Genomic DNA, 15,781 nt, shown 5'->3' with positions numbered 1-15,781 from the left:
CCGGTGGCGGGGGCGATCGTCCGGATGCTGCTGGTCGGGCCAGCCGATGGCGCGTTTCACGTCGCGGCGGGAATGGCGCGCGATGCGGGGGCCGAAGTCGCGACCGCAACGACGGTGGCGGCGGCGCTCGACTGCCTGCGCCAGCAGGGCGCCGCGCTGGTGATGATCGACGTCGCGGCGGACGTCTGCGGTTTCCTCGCGGATCTCGCGGCGGAACGCTTCGCGGTCCCGGTGATCGCGTGCGGGATCGACGCCTCCGCGGCGCGCGCGGTCGCCGCGATCCGCGCGGGCGCGCGCGATTATGTCCCGCTGCCGCCCGACCGCGACCTGATCGCCGCCGCGATCCGCGAGATCGCCGCGCTCCCCGCCGGGCCGCTGATCGGCGACCACCCGAGCTTCACCCGCGCGCTCGATTTCGCGCGCGCGATGGGGCCGAGCCACGCGCCGATCCTGCTGACCGGCGAACGCGGCACCGGCAAGGAACGCGTCGCGCAGGCGATCCACCAGGCCGGGCGCGGCATGGGGAGCTTCGTGACGATCGAATGCGCCGGTGTCGCGCCCGACATCCTCGAATATGAACTGTTCGGCCATGACGGCACCGCCTTCCCCAGCGCGCGCGCGGGCCGGCGTGGCGCGATGACGACCGCGCGCGGCGGTACCGTCTTCCTGCGCGATATCGACGTGTTGCCCGCGCCGTTGCAGACCCGGCTGCTCGGCGGACTCGAAGACCCCGGCGCGCCGCGGCTGATCGCGAGCGCGCGGCGGGCGCTGGACCCGCTGGTGGAGGCAGGACGGTTTCGTGCCGATCTGCTCGCGCGCTTTGCGCTGGCGACGATCGTGCTGCCGCCGCTGCGCGCGCGCGGGGGCGACCTCGCGTTGCTCGCCCGCAGCTTCGCGACCGCGTCCGCCGCCGCCGAAGGCCGCACCGCGCCGACGCTGAGCGACGACACCTGCCGCCTGCTTTGCGGTTATGGCTGGCCCGGCAACGTCGCCGAGTTGCAGGAGGTGATGCACCGTGCGGTCCTGCTTGGCGCAGGGCCGGAGATCACCCCGCCCGCGCTCGTCCTCGCCGACGGATCGTCGCTCGCCGCGACCGCCGGCAGCGCGAACGGCCCGGCCGAAATGGACGCGCTCGTCGGGCGCACGGTCGAGGATGTCGAGCGCGACCTGATCCTGCTGACGCTCGAGCGGTGTCGCGGCAACCGCACCTCCGCCTCGCAGATCCTAGGGATTTCGGTGCGGACGATGCGCAACAAGCTCCGCGCGTTCGTCGAGGCGGGTATCCCCGTCACTCCGGCGCTGTAGCCGATGCCCGCGCTCAACCGCCTGCTTGGCCAGATCGGCGCCAATCGCGACATGGCGCTCGCGTTCGGCGTCATCGCGATCATCGCGATGCTGATCCTGCCGATGCCCGCGTGGCTGCTCGACCTCGGGCTCGCGCTGTCGATCACGCTGTCGGTGATGATCCTGATGACCGCCTTGTTCATCGAGAAACCGCTCCAGCTCTCCGCCTTTCCGACGATCCTGCTGATCGCGACGATGCTCCGGCTCGGGCTCAACCTTGCCTCGACCCGGCTGATCCTCGCGCATGGGCATGAGGGCGCGCATGCCGCAGGCGGGGTGATCGGCGCGTTCGGGGAATTCCTGATCGGGGGCGACACGATCATCGGGCTGACGATCTTCGCGATCCTCGTCGTCATCAATTTCGTCGTCATCACCAAGGGCGCGGGGCGCATCGCAGAGGTCGCCGCGCGCTTTAGCCTCGATGCGATGCCCGGCAAGCAGATGGCGATCGACGCGGACCTGTCCGCGGGGATGATCACCGAGCAGCAGGCGCGCGACCGTCGCGCCGAAGTCGAGGCCGAAAGCGGTTTCTACGGCGCGATGGACGGCGCGTCCAAGTTCGTGAAGGGCGATGCGATCGCCGCGCTGCTGATCACCGCGATCAACGTGCTGGTCGGGCTGGTGATCGGCGTCGGGGTCCACGGCGTGCCGATCAGCGAGGCGTTCCACACCTATACGTTACTGACGATTGGCGACGGGCTGGTCAGCCAGATCCCCGCGCTGATCGTGTCGATGGCGGCGGGGCTGCTCGTGTCCAAAGGCGGGGTCGCGGGCAAGACCGGCGCGGCGCTGGGCGAGCAGCTCGGGCGCTACCCCAAGGCGTTCGGGATGGTGTCCGCGTTGATGGGCGCGCTCGCGCTGCTGCCCGGCCTGCCGTTCGTCCCGTTTGCGCTGTTCTCGGGGATCGCGGGCTATGCCGCCTGGGCGCTGTCGCGAGCCGCGACCCAGCGCACCGAGCGCGCCGTCGCCGCAGAGGCCGCCGCCGAAGCGGAAGCCTCGGCGACCGCGGAGGAACCGATCTCGCGCACGCTCGCGATCGACGCGGTGCGGATCGAGATCGGCTACGGGCTGCTCCCGATCATCAACGACGCCGCGCGCGAGCCGCGGCTCGACGATCAGGTCCGCGCTTTACGGCGCCAGATGGCGACGGAGTTCGGCTTCGTGCTCCCGGCAGTCCGCATCATCGACAATCTCGCGCTCAAGCCCGACGAGTATCTCGTCTATATCAAGGAGACCGAGGCCGCACGCGGCGAGATCCGGCTCGATCGGCTGCTCGTCATCAATCCCGGCGGCGGGCCGGTCGGCATCCCCGGAGAGGCGACGCGCGAACCCGTCTTCAACCTGCCCGCCTTGTGGATCGACCGCGATCTGCGCGAGGAAGCGGGGTTCCGCGGTCTGACCGTGGTCGACGCAGGCACGATCATCACCACGCACCTGACCGAGCTGGTCAAGGGCAGCATCGCCGACCTGCTGAGCTATACCGAAGTGCAGAAGCTGCTCGGCGAGATCCACCCGGATTCGGCCAAGCTGGTCGCGGAGATCGTGCCAAGCCGGATCTCGGTGTCGGGGGTCCAGCGGATCCTGCAGAACCTGTTGAGCGAGGGCGTGTCGATCCGCGACATCCCCACGATCCTCGAGGGCATCGCCGAGGCCGCGCCGATCACCGCCAACCTGACGCAGATGACCGAACACGTCCGCGCGCGGCTGGCGCGGCAGATTTCTGCGCAACAGGCGCTCGACGGCGCGATCCCGATCGTCACGCTGTCCCCCGATTGGGACATTGCGTTCGCGGAGAGCATCATCGGCCACGGCGACGAGCGCCAACTCGCGATGGCACCGTCCGCGTTGCAGGGGTTCATCGCCGCGGTCCGCGAGACGTTCGACCGGCTGGCGGGCGAAGGCGAGATCCCGTGCCTGCTGACCAACCCGACGATCCGCCCGTTCGTCCGCTCGGTGATCGAGCGCGTCCGCCCCGCGACCGTAGTGCTGTCGCAAAACGAGATCCACGCGCGCGCACGGGTACGCGCGCTCGGGAGCATCGGCTAAGACGCGACGACGAATAGGTTGGCTCCGCGTCTTCGGGATATTCTCCGGACTCGTCTTTTCGGCGATATTTGGTATGCCTTTTCTACAGGCGTTGGGCGGCTTGCGTTCCTTTACCGACCCACGGCGCACAAAATCAGCATAAGGGACTGTCATCTTGCGGGTCTTCGTGCATCTGGCCTTCGGGTTCGGCGACGAGAATTGGGCGCGTCGGTATGATGCGGGCGCGCTGATCGGCATCAACGACCGGGATGCCTATGGCTACCGCCGGGCGGAAGCGATGGGTGCGACGCTCGAGACATCGCACGATCACCGCGAGGGACGGCTCGGGCGGCTGGTGCGACTGGGGTTTCGCTGGCTGCTTGGGTTCGACCTGCTCCACGCCGTGCGCAACCGCCGCCGCGCCTTCGCGGCGGAGGTGATCTGGACGCACACGGAGTCGCAATTCCTCGCCTTCTGCCTGCTGTTCGCCGTGCTGAAACGCGGACGGGACCGGCCGAAACTGATCGCGCAAAGCGTCTGGCTGATCGACCATTGGGATCGCCAGCCGGTCCTGCGCCGGATGCTGTGGCGTCGGCTGGTCCGCGAAGCCGATGTGCTGACGTTCCACTCCCCCGACAATCTGGCCCGGGCCCGCACGATGTTCCCGGAGAAGCGATGCGAGCTGGTGTTGTACGGAATCCGAGCGGATGACCGCTATCCGCGCGATCCGCAGCGTCGCTTCGGGGTGCCGCTACGCCTGCTTGCGGTGGGCAATGATACCGAGCGCGACTGGCCGTGCCTCGTCGAGGCAGTTCGCGACTTGCCGACGTGCCGGTTGCGGATCGTATCGACCACCTGCCCGCCCTCGCTGGCCGACGGCATCGCCAATGTCGAGATCGCGGGCGTCGCGAGCAACGACGCCTTGAAGACGCTGTACCACGACGCTGATATCGCGGTCCTGCCGCTCAAACCCAATCTCCACGCGTCCGGTTGCACGGTCGCGGAAGAGGCGGCGCTGTTCGGTCTGCCGTTGATCGTCAGCGATACCGGCGGCCTGCGTGCCTATTTCGCTCCCGACGCGGTGCGCTACACGCCCCCCGGCGACGCCGCGGCGCTGCGACAGGCGATCCTCGACTTGGACACGAATCCGGCCGCGGCATTGGAAATGGCGCAACGTGCGCAGGCGCGGATGGGGAACGACGGGCTCAGTGCGCACAGCTTCGTCCGCCATCACGTCCTGCTCTCGCGATCGTTGCTCGACCGCATCCCCGCGCCGGCTCAAGCGGTAGCCGCGTGACACGGTGCCCGATGCCGTGAGCGGTTGGCGGGGGGCGCCACGCTTTGCAACGTCTTGTGTCTGTGCGGTTGCGGGCCTGAACGCCAGGGTTCACAAGCAGGTCGATGACGACCGAACCACAGGCCACCCCGATCGGCAACCCTGCCGCCGAGCTCAGCACCGCTGGTCGCGCGCGCGCCATCATCGCGGGATCGATGGGCAATCTGATCGAATGGTACGACTTCTACGTCTATGCCTTCACCGCGCTGTATTTCTCCGCCGAATTCTTCCCGATCGGCGATCGCACCGCGCAGTTGCTCGGCACGTCGGGGATTTTCGCGGTCGGTTTCCTGCTGCGCCCGCTCGGCGGCTGGTATTTCGGGCGCTTTGCGGACCGGCACGGGCGACGCCGCGCGATGGTCGTGTCGATCGTGCTGATGGGGATCGGCTCCGCGCTGATCGCGGTGCTGCCGACCTATGCCGCGATCGGCGCGTTCGCCCCCGCCTTGCTGTTGCTCGGGCGGATGATCCAGGGTTTCTCGACCGGGGGGCAATATGGCACCGCCGCGACCTATCTCAGCGAGATCGCGTTTACCGGGCGGCGCGGCTTCTTCGCATCGTTCCAATATGTCACGCTGATCGGCGGGCAGTTGATCGCGCTCGCGGTGATCCTGGTCCTCCAGCAGCTGCTGACCACCGAGGAGATGCGCGCGTTCGGGTGGCGGATTCCGTTCGCGATCGGCGCGGTCGCGGCGATGACGATCCTGCTCTTCCGGCATGTCCTGCACGAGACCACCCGCACCGGCGCGCAGCATCCCGACGCGGGGACGATCCGCGGCCTGCTCCCGCACTGGCGCGCGTTCGTCACCGTTCTCGGGCTGACGGCGGGCGGATCGCTGATGTTCTACGTCTTCTCGACCTACATGCAGAAATACTTGGTCAACACCGCGCACATGGACCCCAAGACGGTCAATTGGGTGATGACCGCGGTGCTGATCCCGTTCGCGCTGTTGCAGCCGGTGTTCGGGCTGCTGTCGGACCGGATCGGTCGGCGCACCAACATGCTGCTGTTCGGCGCGCTTGCGACGATCACGACGGTGCCGTTGCTGTCGTTGCTGGCGCAGGTACAGAGCGCGACCGCGGCGTTCGTGCTGGTGCTGGCGGGGCTGGCGATCAACAGCCTCTACACCTCGATCAGCGGGCTGTTCAAAGCGGAGCTGTTCCCGGTCCATGTCCGCGCGCTCGGCGTGAGCCTCGCCTACGGGATCGGCAACGCGCTCTTCGGCGGATCGGCGGAATATGTCGCCTTGTCGTTCAAGGCGGCGGGGCGGGAATCGGGCTTTTACTGGTATGTCACCGCGATCTGCGCGGTCGCGTTCCTTACCGCATTGCTGATGCGCAACACCCGCGGGACCGATCCGCTCCACGACACGCGCTGAGCGCGACCCGCCAGCGTCACGGTGGCGCCCTGATTCCTCCGCCGGACGGAACCTCCGGGTGGACACGAGGGTTAGACGATCATGCTGCAGGACCAGAACCTGAACGATGTGATCGACGCCTTCGAGGCGGGATATGCCGATGCGGTTGGCGCGATTTGGCAGGCTTCGCCCTGCCCGTTCGGCGCGCATGACCTGCTCCGCCGGACGGCCTGGATCGACGGCATTTCCTTCAACACCGCAACGGCCGCCAATCCATCCAAGTATGGCGAATCGCCCTTCCTTCCGACAAGCGCCGCCAACGGTTACGGTGTCGGCCCGCAACGTCATCCTTTTGTTGTAAAATTTATCCCGACGGGGCCGCGCGCAAAGTAGTTCGACGCGTTAACCTTGCAAACGGCACGTCTGGCCGAAGCGGTCCTGCCCTCGGCCTAGTCTTCATTAACCAAGCTGTGCAAGGCAGCGGCGTCTGGAACGCCGTTCATAAACAGTATCTTATAGATCGAGCCTCCAGGCTAGAAGCGTGATCGGCAAGCGCTGCCGAAAACTGGGGGTTTGCGATGTTGTTGCAGCCGAGTGCGTGCGTTCCTGACCGAGACCCTGCGCCCCCGCAGGAGCTTGAGCGTTTGGTATCGGGGGCGGAGTTACGGCCGCAACTGCATGCGCGCTCGTCCGCGAAGGTCGTCGATATCCAGCTTGCCGATACATGCGACCGGCGCGAAGGCGCGCGTTCTTTGATCAACCGCCGCTATGCCTGGCGTGGTTATGGCAGCCACCATGTCGTTCCGGCGCATCGCGCGACCGCGACCTTTACCGCGTCCGACGACAGCAGTGTTCTCGGGACGGTCACGCTGGTGGTCGATTCCGAAGCGGGTCTCGCGGCCGATGCGATCTTTGCCGACCAGCTTCATCCCTTCCGCGAAACCCCCGGACGCAAGATCTGCGAGCTCGGCAAACTGGCGTTCGACGCTGGAATGCCGTCCAAGCCGTTGCTGGCGGCGCTGTTCCACATCGTCTTCATCTACGGCTATCATCATCACCGCTGCACCGACCTGTTCATCGAGGTCAATCCGCGCCACCGGCGGTTCTATCAGGCGATGCTGGGGTTCACGCCGATCGGCACGCCGCGCACCAACACCAGCGTCGCTGCGCCGTCGCAATTGATGTGGCTCGAGATATCGAGCATCCGCCGGCGGATCGAAGCAGCCGCCCTGGACGGGTCGGACCCGATCCCGCGCTCGCTCTACGCGCTGTTCTTCTCGCACGGCGACGCGCTCGAACTGGCCGAGCAGCTCACGTCCGATCGCGCGACGCAGGACGCGCGGGTCAAACTGTTCCTCCCCGCATTCTGACACAAAAAATGCCGCCGGTCGGAACCGGCGGCATTCCTTTACCAGAAGTCTGGCAAATCGCTTTTAGGCGAAAGCAACCGTCGACTTGCGACGACCGTAGCGCAGGCCTGCACCCATCATGCCGAAGCCGACGAGCATCATCGCCCAGGTTGCTGCTTCCGGAACAGCCGTCGGGGTGAACGACAGGCTGCCGCCGATCGATGCGCCGCCATACGAGAAGCCGTTGACGGTTAGCGTGTTGAGCTGGCCAGCCGTGATCGGAACGAGCTCAAGCGACGCGAACTCGAAACGACCGTTCGGCATCATTGCAGCAGCCGTGCCGTTGAAGAACACCGACGTGAAGTTGATGTCGGTGGTCGACATCAGCTTGCCCGATGCGATCGAGGTTACCGAACCGCTGCCGAAACCGTCGGTCGGCAGGGTGAACGTGAAGATCTCGGAGAAGTTGCCGAGGGCAATGTTCTGCACGCCGAACGTGCCGTTGAACGTGCCGTTCGCGCCGGGGGTGCCGGTGAACGAACCGCCCTTGGCGGTGTTGCCGACCGTGTCGTTGACCGCGAAGGTTGCAGCCGACGCCGGAGCGACAGCAGCGATGGCGACGAGGGCAGCAGCGGCAGAAAGAAGCTTGGTACGCATGGGTTACTCTCCAACTAAGATAGCCACATGGTAGCAAGGAGCGTGCCAACCCCTGTTTTTCAACAATGTCGCGTAACCCCCTTACCCAGACTGTAATTTCTACTGACAGGGGGTTGGCTAATCGCGGGTGCTGCGGGAATACGGCCGATCCGTGCGCGCGCCCCCCCAGGCCCGGTCAGGTGTCGCTTGCATCCGGAAACGCACTTCTCCTCCGGCCATGATCTGCTCATGTCGCAGATACGCCTTGGTCACCGACACGCCGTTCAACGTCACCCCGCCGACATAAGGGTGCGTCGCGTCCAGCCCCTCTGCCACGATCGTCAGCCGCTTGCCGTTGGGGAGCGCGAGCACGGCGTGGTCGACGAAGGGGCGACCGATGACATATTCGAGGCTCCCGGGCGTGACCGGATAGAAACCGAGCGCGGTGAAGACCAGCCACGCCGACATCTGGCCGAGATCGTCGTTCCCCGCGAGCCCGTCGGGCGTCGGATGGTACTGGCTTTCGACGATCTGCTTCAGCCTGGCCTGCGTTCGCCACGGCGCACCGGCATAACTGTAAAGATAAGCGACATGGTGGCTGGGCTCGTTGCCGTGGATATATTGGCCGATCAGCCCGGCGATATCCTCGGTATGGCTATAGTCGAGTTTCGAGGTGTCATAGGCGAACATCGCGTCGAGCTTGGCGACGGTCGCCGCGTCGCCCCCCAGCGCGGTGACCAGCGCGGCCTGGTCCTGCGGCACGAACCAGCTGTATTGCCACGCATTGCCCTCGGTATAGTCCGACCCGTAGTTGATCGCGGTCGGATCGAACGGCACACGGAACGTGCCGTCGCTCTTGCGCGCGCGGACGAAGCCGGTCTTCGCATCGAAGCTGTTGCGCCAGTTGGCGGCGCGCTTGCCGAAGGTCGCCGCGACATCGCGCCGACCCATCGCCGCGGCCATCCGCGCGATGGTCCAGTCGTCATACGCATATTCGACCGTTTTGGAGGCTGCCTCGGGTTCGCGGTCGATCGGGACATAGCCGAGCTTCATATACTCCCCGAGCCCGCCATACGGGGCGTAGGTCGCGCTCGCGACCATCGCGTCGAGCGCTGCGGTGGCATCGAACCCCCGGATTCCCTTGAGATACGCGTCGGCGATGACCGGGGCGGCATGATAGCCGATCATCGTCCACGTCTCGCGCCCCTGGAACTGCCACACCGGCAGGATGCCGTACGGGCTGTCCGCACGGCTCGCGATCAGCGAGCGGACGATCTCGCTTGTCGTGGCGGGCGGCTGGACCAGCGTCAGCAGCGGATGTTCGGCGCGGAACGTATCCCACAGCGAGAAGGTCGAGCGGAAGGTGAAGCCCTGCGCCAGATGGACCTGATTGTCGGTGCCGCGATAGCGCCCGTCGACATCCCCCGCGACCGACGGCGCGAGCAGGCTGTGATACAGCGCGGTCGCGACATTGCGGCGCATCGGCGCGGGGGCTTCGAGCGTCAGCACGTCGAGCGCCGTGTGCCACGCCGCCACCGTCTTCGCGCGGACCGTGTCGAAATCGCCGGGTTCGCTCGCGAGATTGGCGATCGCGCCCGCTCCGTCGACCGACGAGATCGCGACGCGGACCTCGAGCGGGCGCGCGAGCCGCCCGAAATCGAGCCGCGCGACCAGCGCGCGGCCGAGCCGCTCGGCGACCGCATCGCTGTCGCGGCCAGGGCCCTGGAAGCCCTTGTATGCGACATTCTGTTCGGTGCTGACGAAGGCGTGGCCGGTCAGCGGCGCGGAGAAGCGCATCGCGAAGAACAACTGGCGGTCGGGCGTCCATCCCCGCGTCTCGCGTGCGCCGACCATCGTCCCGTCGGTGAGCAGCCGGAGCGACGACCAAAGGATCTTCCCCGGATAGTTATAAAGCGACGAGCGCAGGTCGAGCACGAGATGCGCCGCCTTGCCCGCCGCGAAGGTATAGCGATGGATGCCGACGCGGGTCCCCGTGGTCATCTCCGCGCGAACGCCGGGATCGCTGAGGGTCACCGCATAATAGCCGGGTGCCGCGACTTCGCTGCGATGGTCGAAACGCGAGCGGTAGCCCGAACCGGGCTTGGCGGCATCGCCGGGCTCGAGCGGGACGGTTTCCCCCGAAACCGGCATGACGAGGAAGTCGCCGAGATCCGAATGCCCCGCGCCCGAGAAATGCGTGTGCGAGAAGCCCTCGATCGTCGGGTCCGAATAGCGATAGCCCGCCGCCCATTTGTAGCTGTCGCGGACGACATGGCCGGTGTCGGTATCGGGGCTGAGCTGGACCATCCCGAACGGCGCGACCGCCCCGGGGAACGTATGCCCCTCGCCCCCGGTGCCGATCATCGGATCGACCTGGTCGTAGGTCGATTGCGCGAGCAGCGGAGTCGTCGCGAGCGCGGACGCGGCGGCAAGGGTTGCGAACGTGCGGAGCAAGGTCATTTCTCAAGTAGAGCAGGCGCCTGCGGGAATGAAAAGGGGAGTTGCCTCGCCCGTCCGGCATGGCCAAGGGCTGGAGCATGACTGAAGATCCCAACGCGTGGCCGCTCGCCAATCGGCTCGGACTTCCCGACACGATCGCCTATCTGCGCGATACTTATCCTGCGCCGGAATGGCGGCAGCACCACAATTTCGGTGAACTCGCGGCATTCTGGCTGCAGGTGCACGCCAGCCTACGCGAGCAGGGCGGGCAATTGCAGCAGATCATGCAGGCCTTCCGCGAGGGCGTGCTGGATGCACCGACCTTCCAGCAGGCGTTCGTCCCGCGCTTCAACCATTTCCTCCAGCACCTCGAGGGGCACCACGGGATCGAGGACAGCCTCTATTTCCCCAAGTTCCGCGCGCTCGACCCGCGAATGGAGCGTGGCTTCGACGTGCTCGAAAGCGACCACGAACTGATCCATTCCGCGCTGATCGGCGCTTTGGACGGCGCGCGCGATCTGGTCGCGGCGTTGCCGCGCGGTGCGGCATCGGTGCAGGACGCAAGCAACCGCTATGCCGACGCGACCGACCGGCTGATGGCGCTGCTTGCCCGGCATCTCGCGGACGAGGAGGATCTCGTCATCCCCGCGATGCTCGAACATGGCGAGCGCAGCGTCGGGTAGAACGCCCCCGCTATCCAGCGCGCTTGAGCGGGCCGAGGTCGATCCCGAGCCGCTTGACCCGGTAATAGAAGGTCTTGCGCGGTATTCCGAGCTGTTCGATCGCCGCGCCGACTTCGCCCCCGGCCTGCGCCATCGCCGCAATGATCGCCGCGCGCTCGAACGCGTCGAGCCGTTCGGGGAGACTTGCCGGGCGATCGTCCGACGCTTCGCCAACAGGATTGAGCCCGATCACGAACCGCTCCGCGAAATGCGCGAGCTCGCGGACATTGCCCGGCCAGTCGTGCGTCGCGAGCTGGTGCTGGACCGCCGCCGTCATCGCCGGGACCGGTCGCGCGATCCGCCGTGCGGCCTGCGCGACGAAATGCGCGAACAGCGGGACGACATCCTCGCGGCGTTCGCGCAGCGGTGGCATGCGCAGCCGCACCGCCGCCACGCGGTACAGCAACGCCGGTGCGATGGCATCCTCGGCCCGCGCGCCTTCCTCGGCTGCGGTGGCGATGATCCGCAGGTCGATCGGGATTGCGTCGCGCGCGCCCGGCGTCACCAGCGCGCGCGCCTCGACCAGCGCGGTCAGCCGCGCCTGCAGGCCACGCGAGGCGTGATCGAGATCGTCGAGCAACACCGTCCCCCGGCTCGCCGCCACCACGCTGCCGGTGCCGACGCGTGCGAACAGGTCGGTGTCGAGCAGCGCATCCGGATAGGCCGCGCACGCCACCCCGAGCAGCCGGTGCCGCCGCCGCTTGCCCGCCGCGTGGATCCGCCGCGCGAGCAGCGCCTTGCCCGTCCCCGTCTCGCCTTCGATCAGCAGATCGATATCCGCATCGGCGAGCGTCGGGATCATCGCGCGCAATCGCTCGATCGCAGGGGACGTGCCGATCAGGCCATCGCCGGCATCCTCCTGCGCCGCCGTGCGCAGTTGCCGGTTGTCGAGCTCGAGCGCACGCGCGGTTGACGCGCGCGCCACCGCAGCCAGCAGCACGTCCGGGTCGAACGGCTTGGTCAGAAAATCCCACGCGCCCGCCTTGAGCGCCGCGACTGCCATGGTCACGTCGCCATGCCCGGTGATGAGGATGACCGGCAGCGTCGGATCGCGCGTGCGCAGCAGCTCGAACACTTCGGTTCCCGACAAAAGCGGCAACCGCACGTCGGTGACGACCACGCCCGCGAAATCGGCCTGGATCGCGGCGAGCGCGGGGGCGGCGCTGGGATAGGCGTCGACCGCGAACCCCGCGAGCGACAGCAACTGCGTCGTCGAGACGCGCAGGTCCTCGTCGTCCTCGATCAACGCGACGCGCGGCAGCGGCGCGGTCATGGCGCGCGCCGCAACAGGATTTCGAAACACGCGCCACCGGAAGCGGGAACATGTCGCAGGCTTCCGCCGAGATCCTCCATGATGTCTTTCGCGATCACCAGCCCCAGCCCGAGCCCGGCGGGTCGGCTGGTGGCGAACGGCGTGAACAAACGGTCGAGGATCTCGGGCGCAATCCCCGGACCGGTGTCGCTGATCCGCACCGCGACCGTGTCGCACCCCGGTTTCACCGTCACCGTGATCCCGGGCGCATCCTGCCCCTGGACCGCCTCGCTCGCATTCTGGAGCAAATTGACGAACACCTGTTCGAGCCGGATCCGCCCCGCGATTACGCGCAAGTCGGGCGCGACCTGCGGCCAGTCCACCGCGACCCGGGAAAGCGGTTCGCGCAGCAACAATTGCGCACCCTCGATCACCTCGACCAGCGCGACCGGGCCGATCTCGCCACTCGCCTTGCGCGAGAAGCCGCGCAGTTGCGCGGTAACGGTGCCGATCCGCTCGGTCAGCCGCGCGATCGCGCGCAGGTTGCCGCGCACCTCCTCGGTCGCACCACGGTCGAGCAGCGTCTCGCCGGTCGCGGCATAGGTGCGGATCGCGGCGACCGGCTGCGCGGTCTCATGGGCGACGCTCGCGGTGATCTGCCCGAGCGTCGCGAGCCGGTTGGCCTGGCGCAACGCCTCGCGCAGCGTCGCGGCGCGGGTTTCGAGCAAGGCGCGTTCCTCGATCTCGCGGCGGAGCAGGGCAGTGCGATCCGCGACCGCACGTTCGAGCAGACTGGTGCGATCAGCGCGCCGCCGCGCGCGTGTCCAGGCGGCCTGCGCGAGCCACAGCACCGCCAACATCAGCGCCCCCGCCACCAGCGCCGCCGCGCGCGCGACATCATCCACCGCCACCCGGCTCGGCTGCGCAAGCGCGACCCGCCAGCCCGCCGCATCGGGCTTGGTCCGCGCGACGAGCAGCGCGCCTTTCTCGCCGGGGATGCGGATGCGGCCATCGTCCCCCGTGCGGAACGGCGGCTGGGTGAGCGTCGGCGCGCCGCTGACGCGCAATTCGGTCGCGCGCTCGGCGGGGGCCAGCGGTCGGGTCGTGGCGAAACGCCAGCCGGGGCGGCTCGCGATCAGGATCAGCCCGGCGGGATCGGTGACGAACGTCACGCCCCCCGCCGCCGCCCATTGCCGTTCGAGCGAATCGAAATCGAGCTTCACCACGACCACGCCCCCGCCGACGGTCCCGCGCGCGAGGTACAGGCCCGGGCGATTGCTGACCGTACCCAGCGCGAACTGGCGCCCTTCCGCGCCGCGCCGCGCCTGCTGGAAATAGGGCCGGAAGCGATAGTCGCTGCCGACGAAGCTGCGCGGGCTGCGCCAGTTGCTCGCCGCGATCGCATGGCCGTCCGGCGCGATCACGTACATCACCGCCGCCCCGGTAATGCCGGCGAGCCGCTCGAGTTTCCGATCGAGCGCCCCGGTCGCCCCTGCCCCGCCTGCCAGCGCGGCGACGACGTCGCGGTCGTCCGCCAGCGCCAGCGGCAGCAGGCGGAACCGCGCAATCTCACTCGCGAGCAACGCCGCCCGCAAGCGCGCGTCCGACGCGACCGAGGCGGCGAGCCGGTTGCGGGCCGCAGCGCCGACCGCCATGCCGACGCCCCAGGCACTTCCCAACACCATCAGCAGCGCGGCAAAAAGCGCGGCGAGTCGCTGCCAGGGGATCGCACGGACCATCCCCGACCCTACCAACCCCCGGAGATTGTGCAACTTTCTGCACATTGCCGGCTGTGCGGTGGCAGGAACTGGCGCAGCCACACTTAGGGTGTTGGCACTAGTATATTGATATATAATGATTTTATCAAATTCTGGAAATCACGTCTCCCCGCACGTCAGACACGGCGATACTGATTCCCACAGGTATCGCCGCAGAGCAGAACCTCGCGACCAGAGGATGAAGGCCCCCATGACCATTTCGATTCCCGCCGCCGGCGACCAGCCGCCCGCCGCCCCCAAGCGGTGGTATGCGCAGCTCTATTTCCAGGTGCTCACCGCAATCGTCGCGGGCGTGCTGCTCGGCCATTTTGCGCCGCACGCGGGCGAGGCGATGAAGCCGATCGGCGATGCGTTCATCAAGGCGGTCAAGATGGTGATCGCGCCGGTCATCTTCCTGACGATCGTGACCGGCATCGCCGGGATGCGCGATCTCGCCTCGGTCGGGCGCGTCGCGGGCAAGGCCTTCGCCTATTTCCTGTTCTTCTCGACGCTCGCGCTGATCATCGGGATGATCGTCGCCAACGTCGTGCGCCCTGGCGCGGGGCTCAACATCGACCCCGCCTCGCTCGACACCTCCAAGATCACCGAATATGCCGAAAAGGCGCATGAAACGACGCTGACCGGCTTCCTCACCAGCATCATTCCCGACACGTTCCTGTCGGCGATGACGCAGGGGAACATCCTGCAGGTGCTGTTCGTCTCGATCCTGTTCGGGATCGCGCTCGCGCTGATCGGCGACCGCGGCACCAAGGTGGTCGACCTGCTCAACGACGTGTCGATCGCCTTCTTCCGGCTGGTCGGCATCGTGATGCGCGCGGCACCGATCGGTGCGTTCGGCGCGATGGCGTTCACGATCGGCAAATACGGCGTCGGCACGCTCGCCAATCTCGCGACGCTGGTTGCCACCTTCTACGGCACGTCGCTGCTGTTCGTGCTGGTCGTGCTCGGGCTGGTTGCGCGGTTTACCGGTTTCTCGATCATCAAGCTGATCATCTACCTCAAGGCCGAACTGCTGCTGGTGCTCGGCACCTCGTCGTCGGAAAGCGCATTGCCTTCGCTGATCGAGAAGATGGAGCGCGCGGGCTGCCCCAAGTCGATCGTCGGGCTGGTCGTGCCGACCGGCTACAGCTTCAACCTCGACGGCACCAACATCTACATGACGCTGGCCGCGCTGTTCATCGCGCAGGCGTGCAACGTCGACCTGACGCTGGGGCAGCAATTGCTGCTGCTGAGCGTCGCGATGCTGTCGTCGAAGGGTGCGGCGGGCGTGACCGGTGCGGGGTTCATCACCCTCGCCGCAACGCTGTCGATCGTGCCGTCGGTGCCGGTCGCGGGGATGGCGCTGATCCTCGGGGTCGATCGCTTCATGTCCGAGTGTCGCAGCCTGACCAACTTCATCGGCAATGCGGTCGCGACCGTCGTCGTGTCGAAGTGGGAGGGCAAGCTCGACGTCGAGCAGCTCAACGCCGCGCTCTCGGGCAAGGTGCTTCCGGCGCCGGCCGTCTCGTCCGCCCCTGCCGCGCTTAGCGTCGCCAACTAAGC

12 protein-coding genes are annotated in these 15,781 nt (G+C 67.4%); 8 read left to right on the top strand and 4 right to left on the bottom strand.

What is annotated here, in order from left to right:
- Window positions 1–3 precede the first annotated feature (3 nt).
- The 6 genes from RI03_RS02200 (at window position 4) to RI03_RS02175 (ending at window position 7,433) form a co-directional block, all read left to right on the top strand.
- Entirely contained in the window at window positions 4–1,305 is a 1,302-nt protein-coding gene (locus RI03_RS02200; protein WP_010214881.1) for a sigma-54-dependent transcriptional regulator, read from the top strand.
- Window positions 1,306–1,308: 3 nt separating this feature from the next.
- Window positions 1,309–3,390 (top strand): flagellar biosynthesis protein FlhA, encoded by a 2,082-nt coding sequence (gene flhA, locus RI03_RS02195; protein ID WP_010214878.1) that lies wholly within the window; start codon window positions 1,309–1,311, stop codon window positions 3,388–3,390.
- A gap of 154 nt (window positions 3,391–3,544) precedes the next feature.
- Window positions 3,545–4,666, top strand: a complete 1,122-nt coding sequence (locus tag RI03_RS02190; protein ID WP_010214877.1) for a glycosyltransferase family 4 protein — start codon at window positions 3,545–3,547, stop codon at window positions 4,664–4,666.
- A 104-nt stretch (window positions 4,667–4,770) separates the two neighbouring features.
- On the top strand, window positions 4,771–6,084 hold the full coding sequence (locus RI03_RS02185; protein ID WP_010214875.1) for an MFS family transporter: 1,314 nt from the start codon (window positions 4,771–4,773) through the stop codon (window positions 6,082–6,084).
- An 81-nt stretch (window positions 6,085–6,165) separates the two neighbouring features.
- Window positions 6,166–6,456 carry a hypothetical protein gene (locus RI03_RS02180; RefSeq protein ID WP_010214874.1) on the top strand — a complete coding sequence of 97 codons (291 nt, stop codon included), beginning with the start codon at window positions 6,166–6,168 and terminating at the stop codon, window positions 6,454–6,456.
- Window positions 6,457–6,815: 359 nt separating this feature from the next.
- Entirely contained in the window at window positions 6,816–7,433 is a 618-nt protein-coding gene (locus RI03_RS02175; protein WP_238542198.1) for an N-acyl amino acid synthase FeeM domain-containing protein, read from the top strand.
- 63 nt (window positions 7,434–7,496) lie between these two features.
- Here RI03_RS02175 and RI03_RS02170 read toward each other — a convergent pair whose 3' ends face one another.
- Together RI03_RS02170 and RI03_RS02165 are read right to left on the bottom strand one after the other, a co-directional pair.
- Window positions 7,497–8,069, bottom strand: coding sequence for an FxDxF family PEP-CTERM protein (locus RI03_RS02170; protein ID WP_010214870.1), 573 nt, complete (start codon window positions 8,067–8,069; stop codon window positions 7,497–7,499).
- A 117-nt stretch (window positions 8,070–8,186) separates the two neighbouring features.
- The gene (locus tag RI03_RS02165; RefSeq protein ID WP_010214868.1) at window positions 8,187–10,508 is read right to left on the bottom strand and encodes a GH92 family glycosyl hydrolase; all 2,322 of its coding nucleotides are present in this window, start codon (window positions 10,506–10,508) and stop codon (window positions 8,187–8,189) included.
- A 77-nt stretch (window positions 10,509–10,585) separates the two neighbouring features.
- Here RI03_RS02165 and RI03_RS02160 point away from each other — a divergent pair, with 77 nt between their 5' ends.
- On the top strand, window positions 10,586–11,170 hold the full coding sequence (locus RI03_RS02160; protein ID WP_026046380.1) for a hemerythrin domain-containing protein: 585 nt from the start codon (window positions 10,586–10,588) through the stop codon (window positions 11,168–11,170).
- Between the two features lie 10 nt (window positions 11,171–11,180).
- On the opposite strand, the gene RI03_RS02155 is transcribed toward RI03_RS02160, so the two are convergent.
- Window positions 11,181–12,482, bottom strand: coding sequence for a sigma-54-dependent transcriptional regulator (locus tag RI03_RS02155; protein WP_010214865.1), 1,302 nt, complete (start codon window positions 12,480–12,482; stop codon window positions 11,181–11,183).
- Window positions 12,479–14,200 carry a sensor histidine kinase gene (locus RI03_RS02150; protein WP_010214864.1) on the bottom strand — a complete coding sequence of 574 codons (1,722 nt, stop codon included), beginning with the start codon at window positions 14,198–14,200 and terminating at the stop codon, window positions 12,479–12,481. Before RI03_RS02150 ends, RI03_RS02155 begins: the two co-directional genes overlap by 4 nt.
- Window positions 14,201–14,429: 229 nt before the next feature.
- Between RI03_RS02150 and RI03_RS02145 the strand changes: the two genes are divergently transcribed.
- Complete coding sequence (locus RI03_RS02145) at window positions 14,430–15,779, top strand: dicarboxylate/amino acid:cation symporter (protein WP_010214863.1); 1,350 nt, start codon at window positions 14,430–14,432, stop codon at window positions 15,777–15,779.
- Window positions 15,780–15,781: the final 2 nt, after the last annotated feature.

Source organism: Sphingomonas sp. PAMC 26621 (assembly GCF_000251145.1).
Lineage (GTDB): Bacteria > Pseudomonadota > Alphaproteobacteria > Sphingomonadales > Sphingomonadaceae > Sphingomonas.
Note: the sequence above shows the minus strand (reverse complement) of the source record. Positions and strands in the feature narration are given on the sequence as shown.

Excerpts from the sequence above, each read along its gene's own strand:
- flhA (WP_010214878.1), top strand. The coding sequence starts at position 1,309 with ATGCCCGCGCTCAACCGCCTGCTTGGCCAGATCGGCGCCAATCGCGAC.
- RI03_RS02185 (WP_010214875.1), top strand. The coding sequence starts at position 4,771 with ATGACGACCGAACCACAGGCCACCCCGATCGGCAACCCTGCCGCCGAG.
- RI03_RS02180 (WP_010214874.1), top strand. The coding sequence starts at position 6,166 with ATGCTGCAGGACCAGAACCTGAACGATGTGATCGACGCCTTCGAGGCG.
- RI03_RS02170 (WP_010214870.1), bottom strand. The coding sequence starts at position 8,069 with ATGCGTACCAAGCTTCTTTCTGCCGCTGCTGCCCTCGTCGCCATCGCT.
- RI03_RS02165 (WP_010214868.1), bottom strand. The coding sequence starts at position 10,508 with ATGACCTTGCTCCGCACGTTCGCAACCCTTGCCGCCGCGTCCGCGCTC.
- RI03_RS02160 (WP_026046380.1), top strand. The coding sequence starts at position 10,586 with ATGACTGAAGATCCCAACGCGTGGCCGCTCGCCAATCGGCTCGGACTT.
- RI03_RS02155 (WP_010214865.1), bottom strand. The coding sequence starts at position 12,482 with ATGACCGCGCCGCTGCCGCGCGTCGCGTTGATCGAGGACGACGAGGAC.
- RI03_RS02150 (WP_010214864.1), bottom strand. The coding sequence starts at position 14,200 with ATGGTCCGTGCGATCCCCTGGCAGCGACTCGCCGCGCTTTTTGCCGCG.
- RI03_RS02145 (WP_010214863.1), top strand. The coding sequence starts at position 14,430 with ATGACCATTTCGATTCCCGCCGCCGGCGACCAGCCGCCCGCCGCCCCC.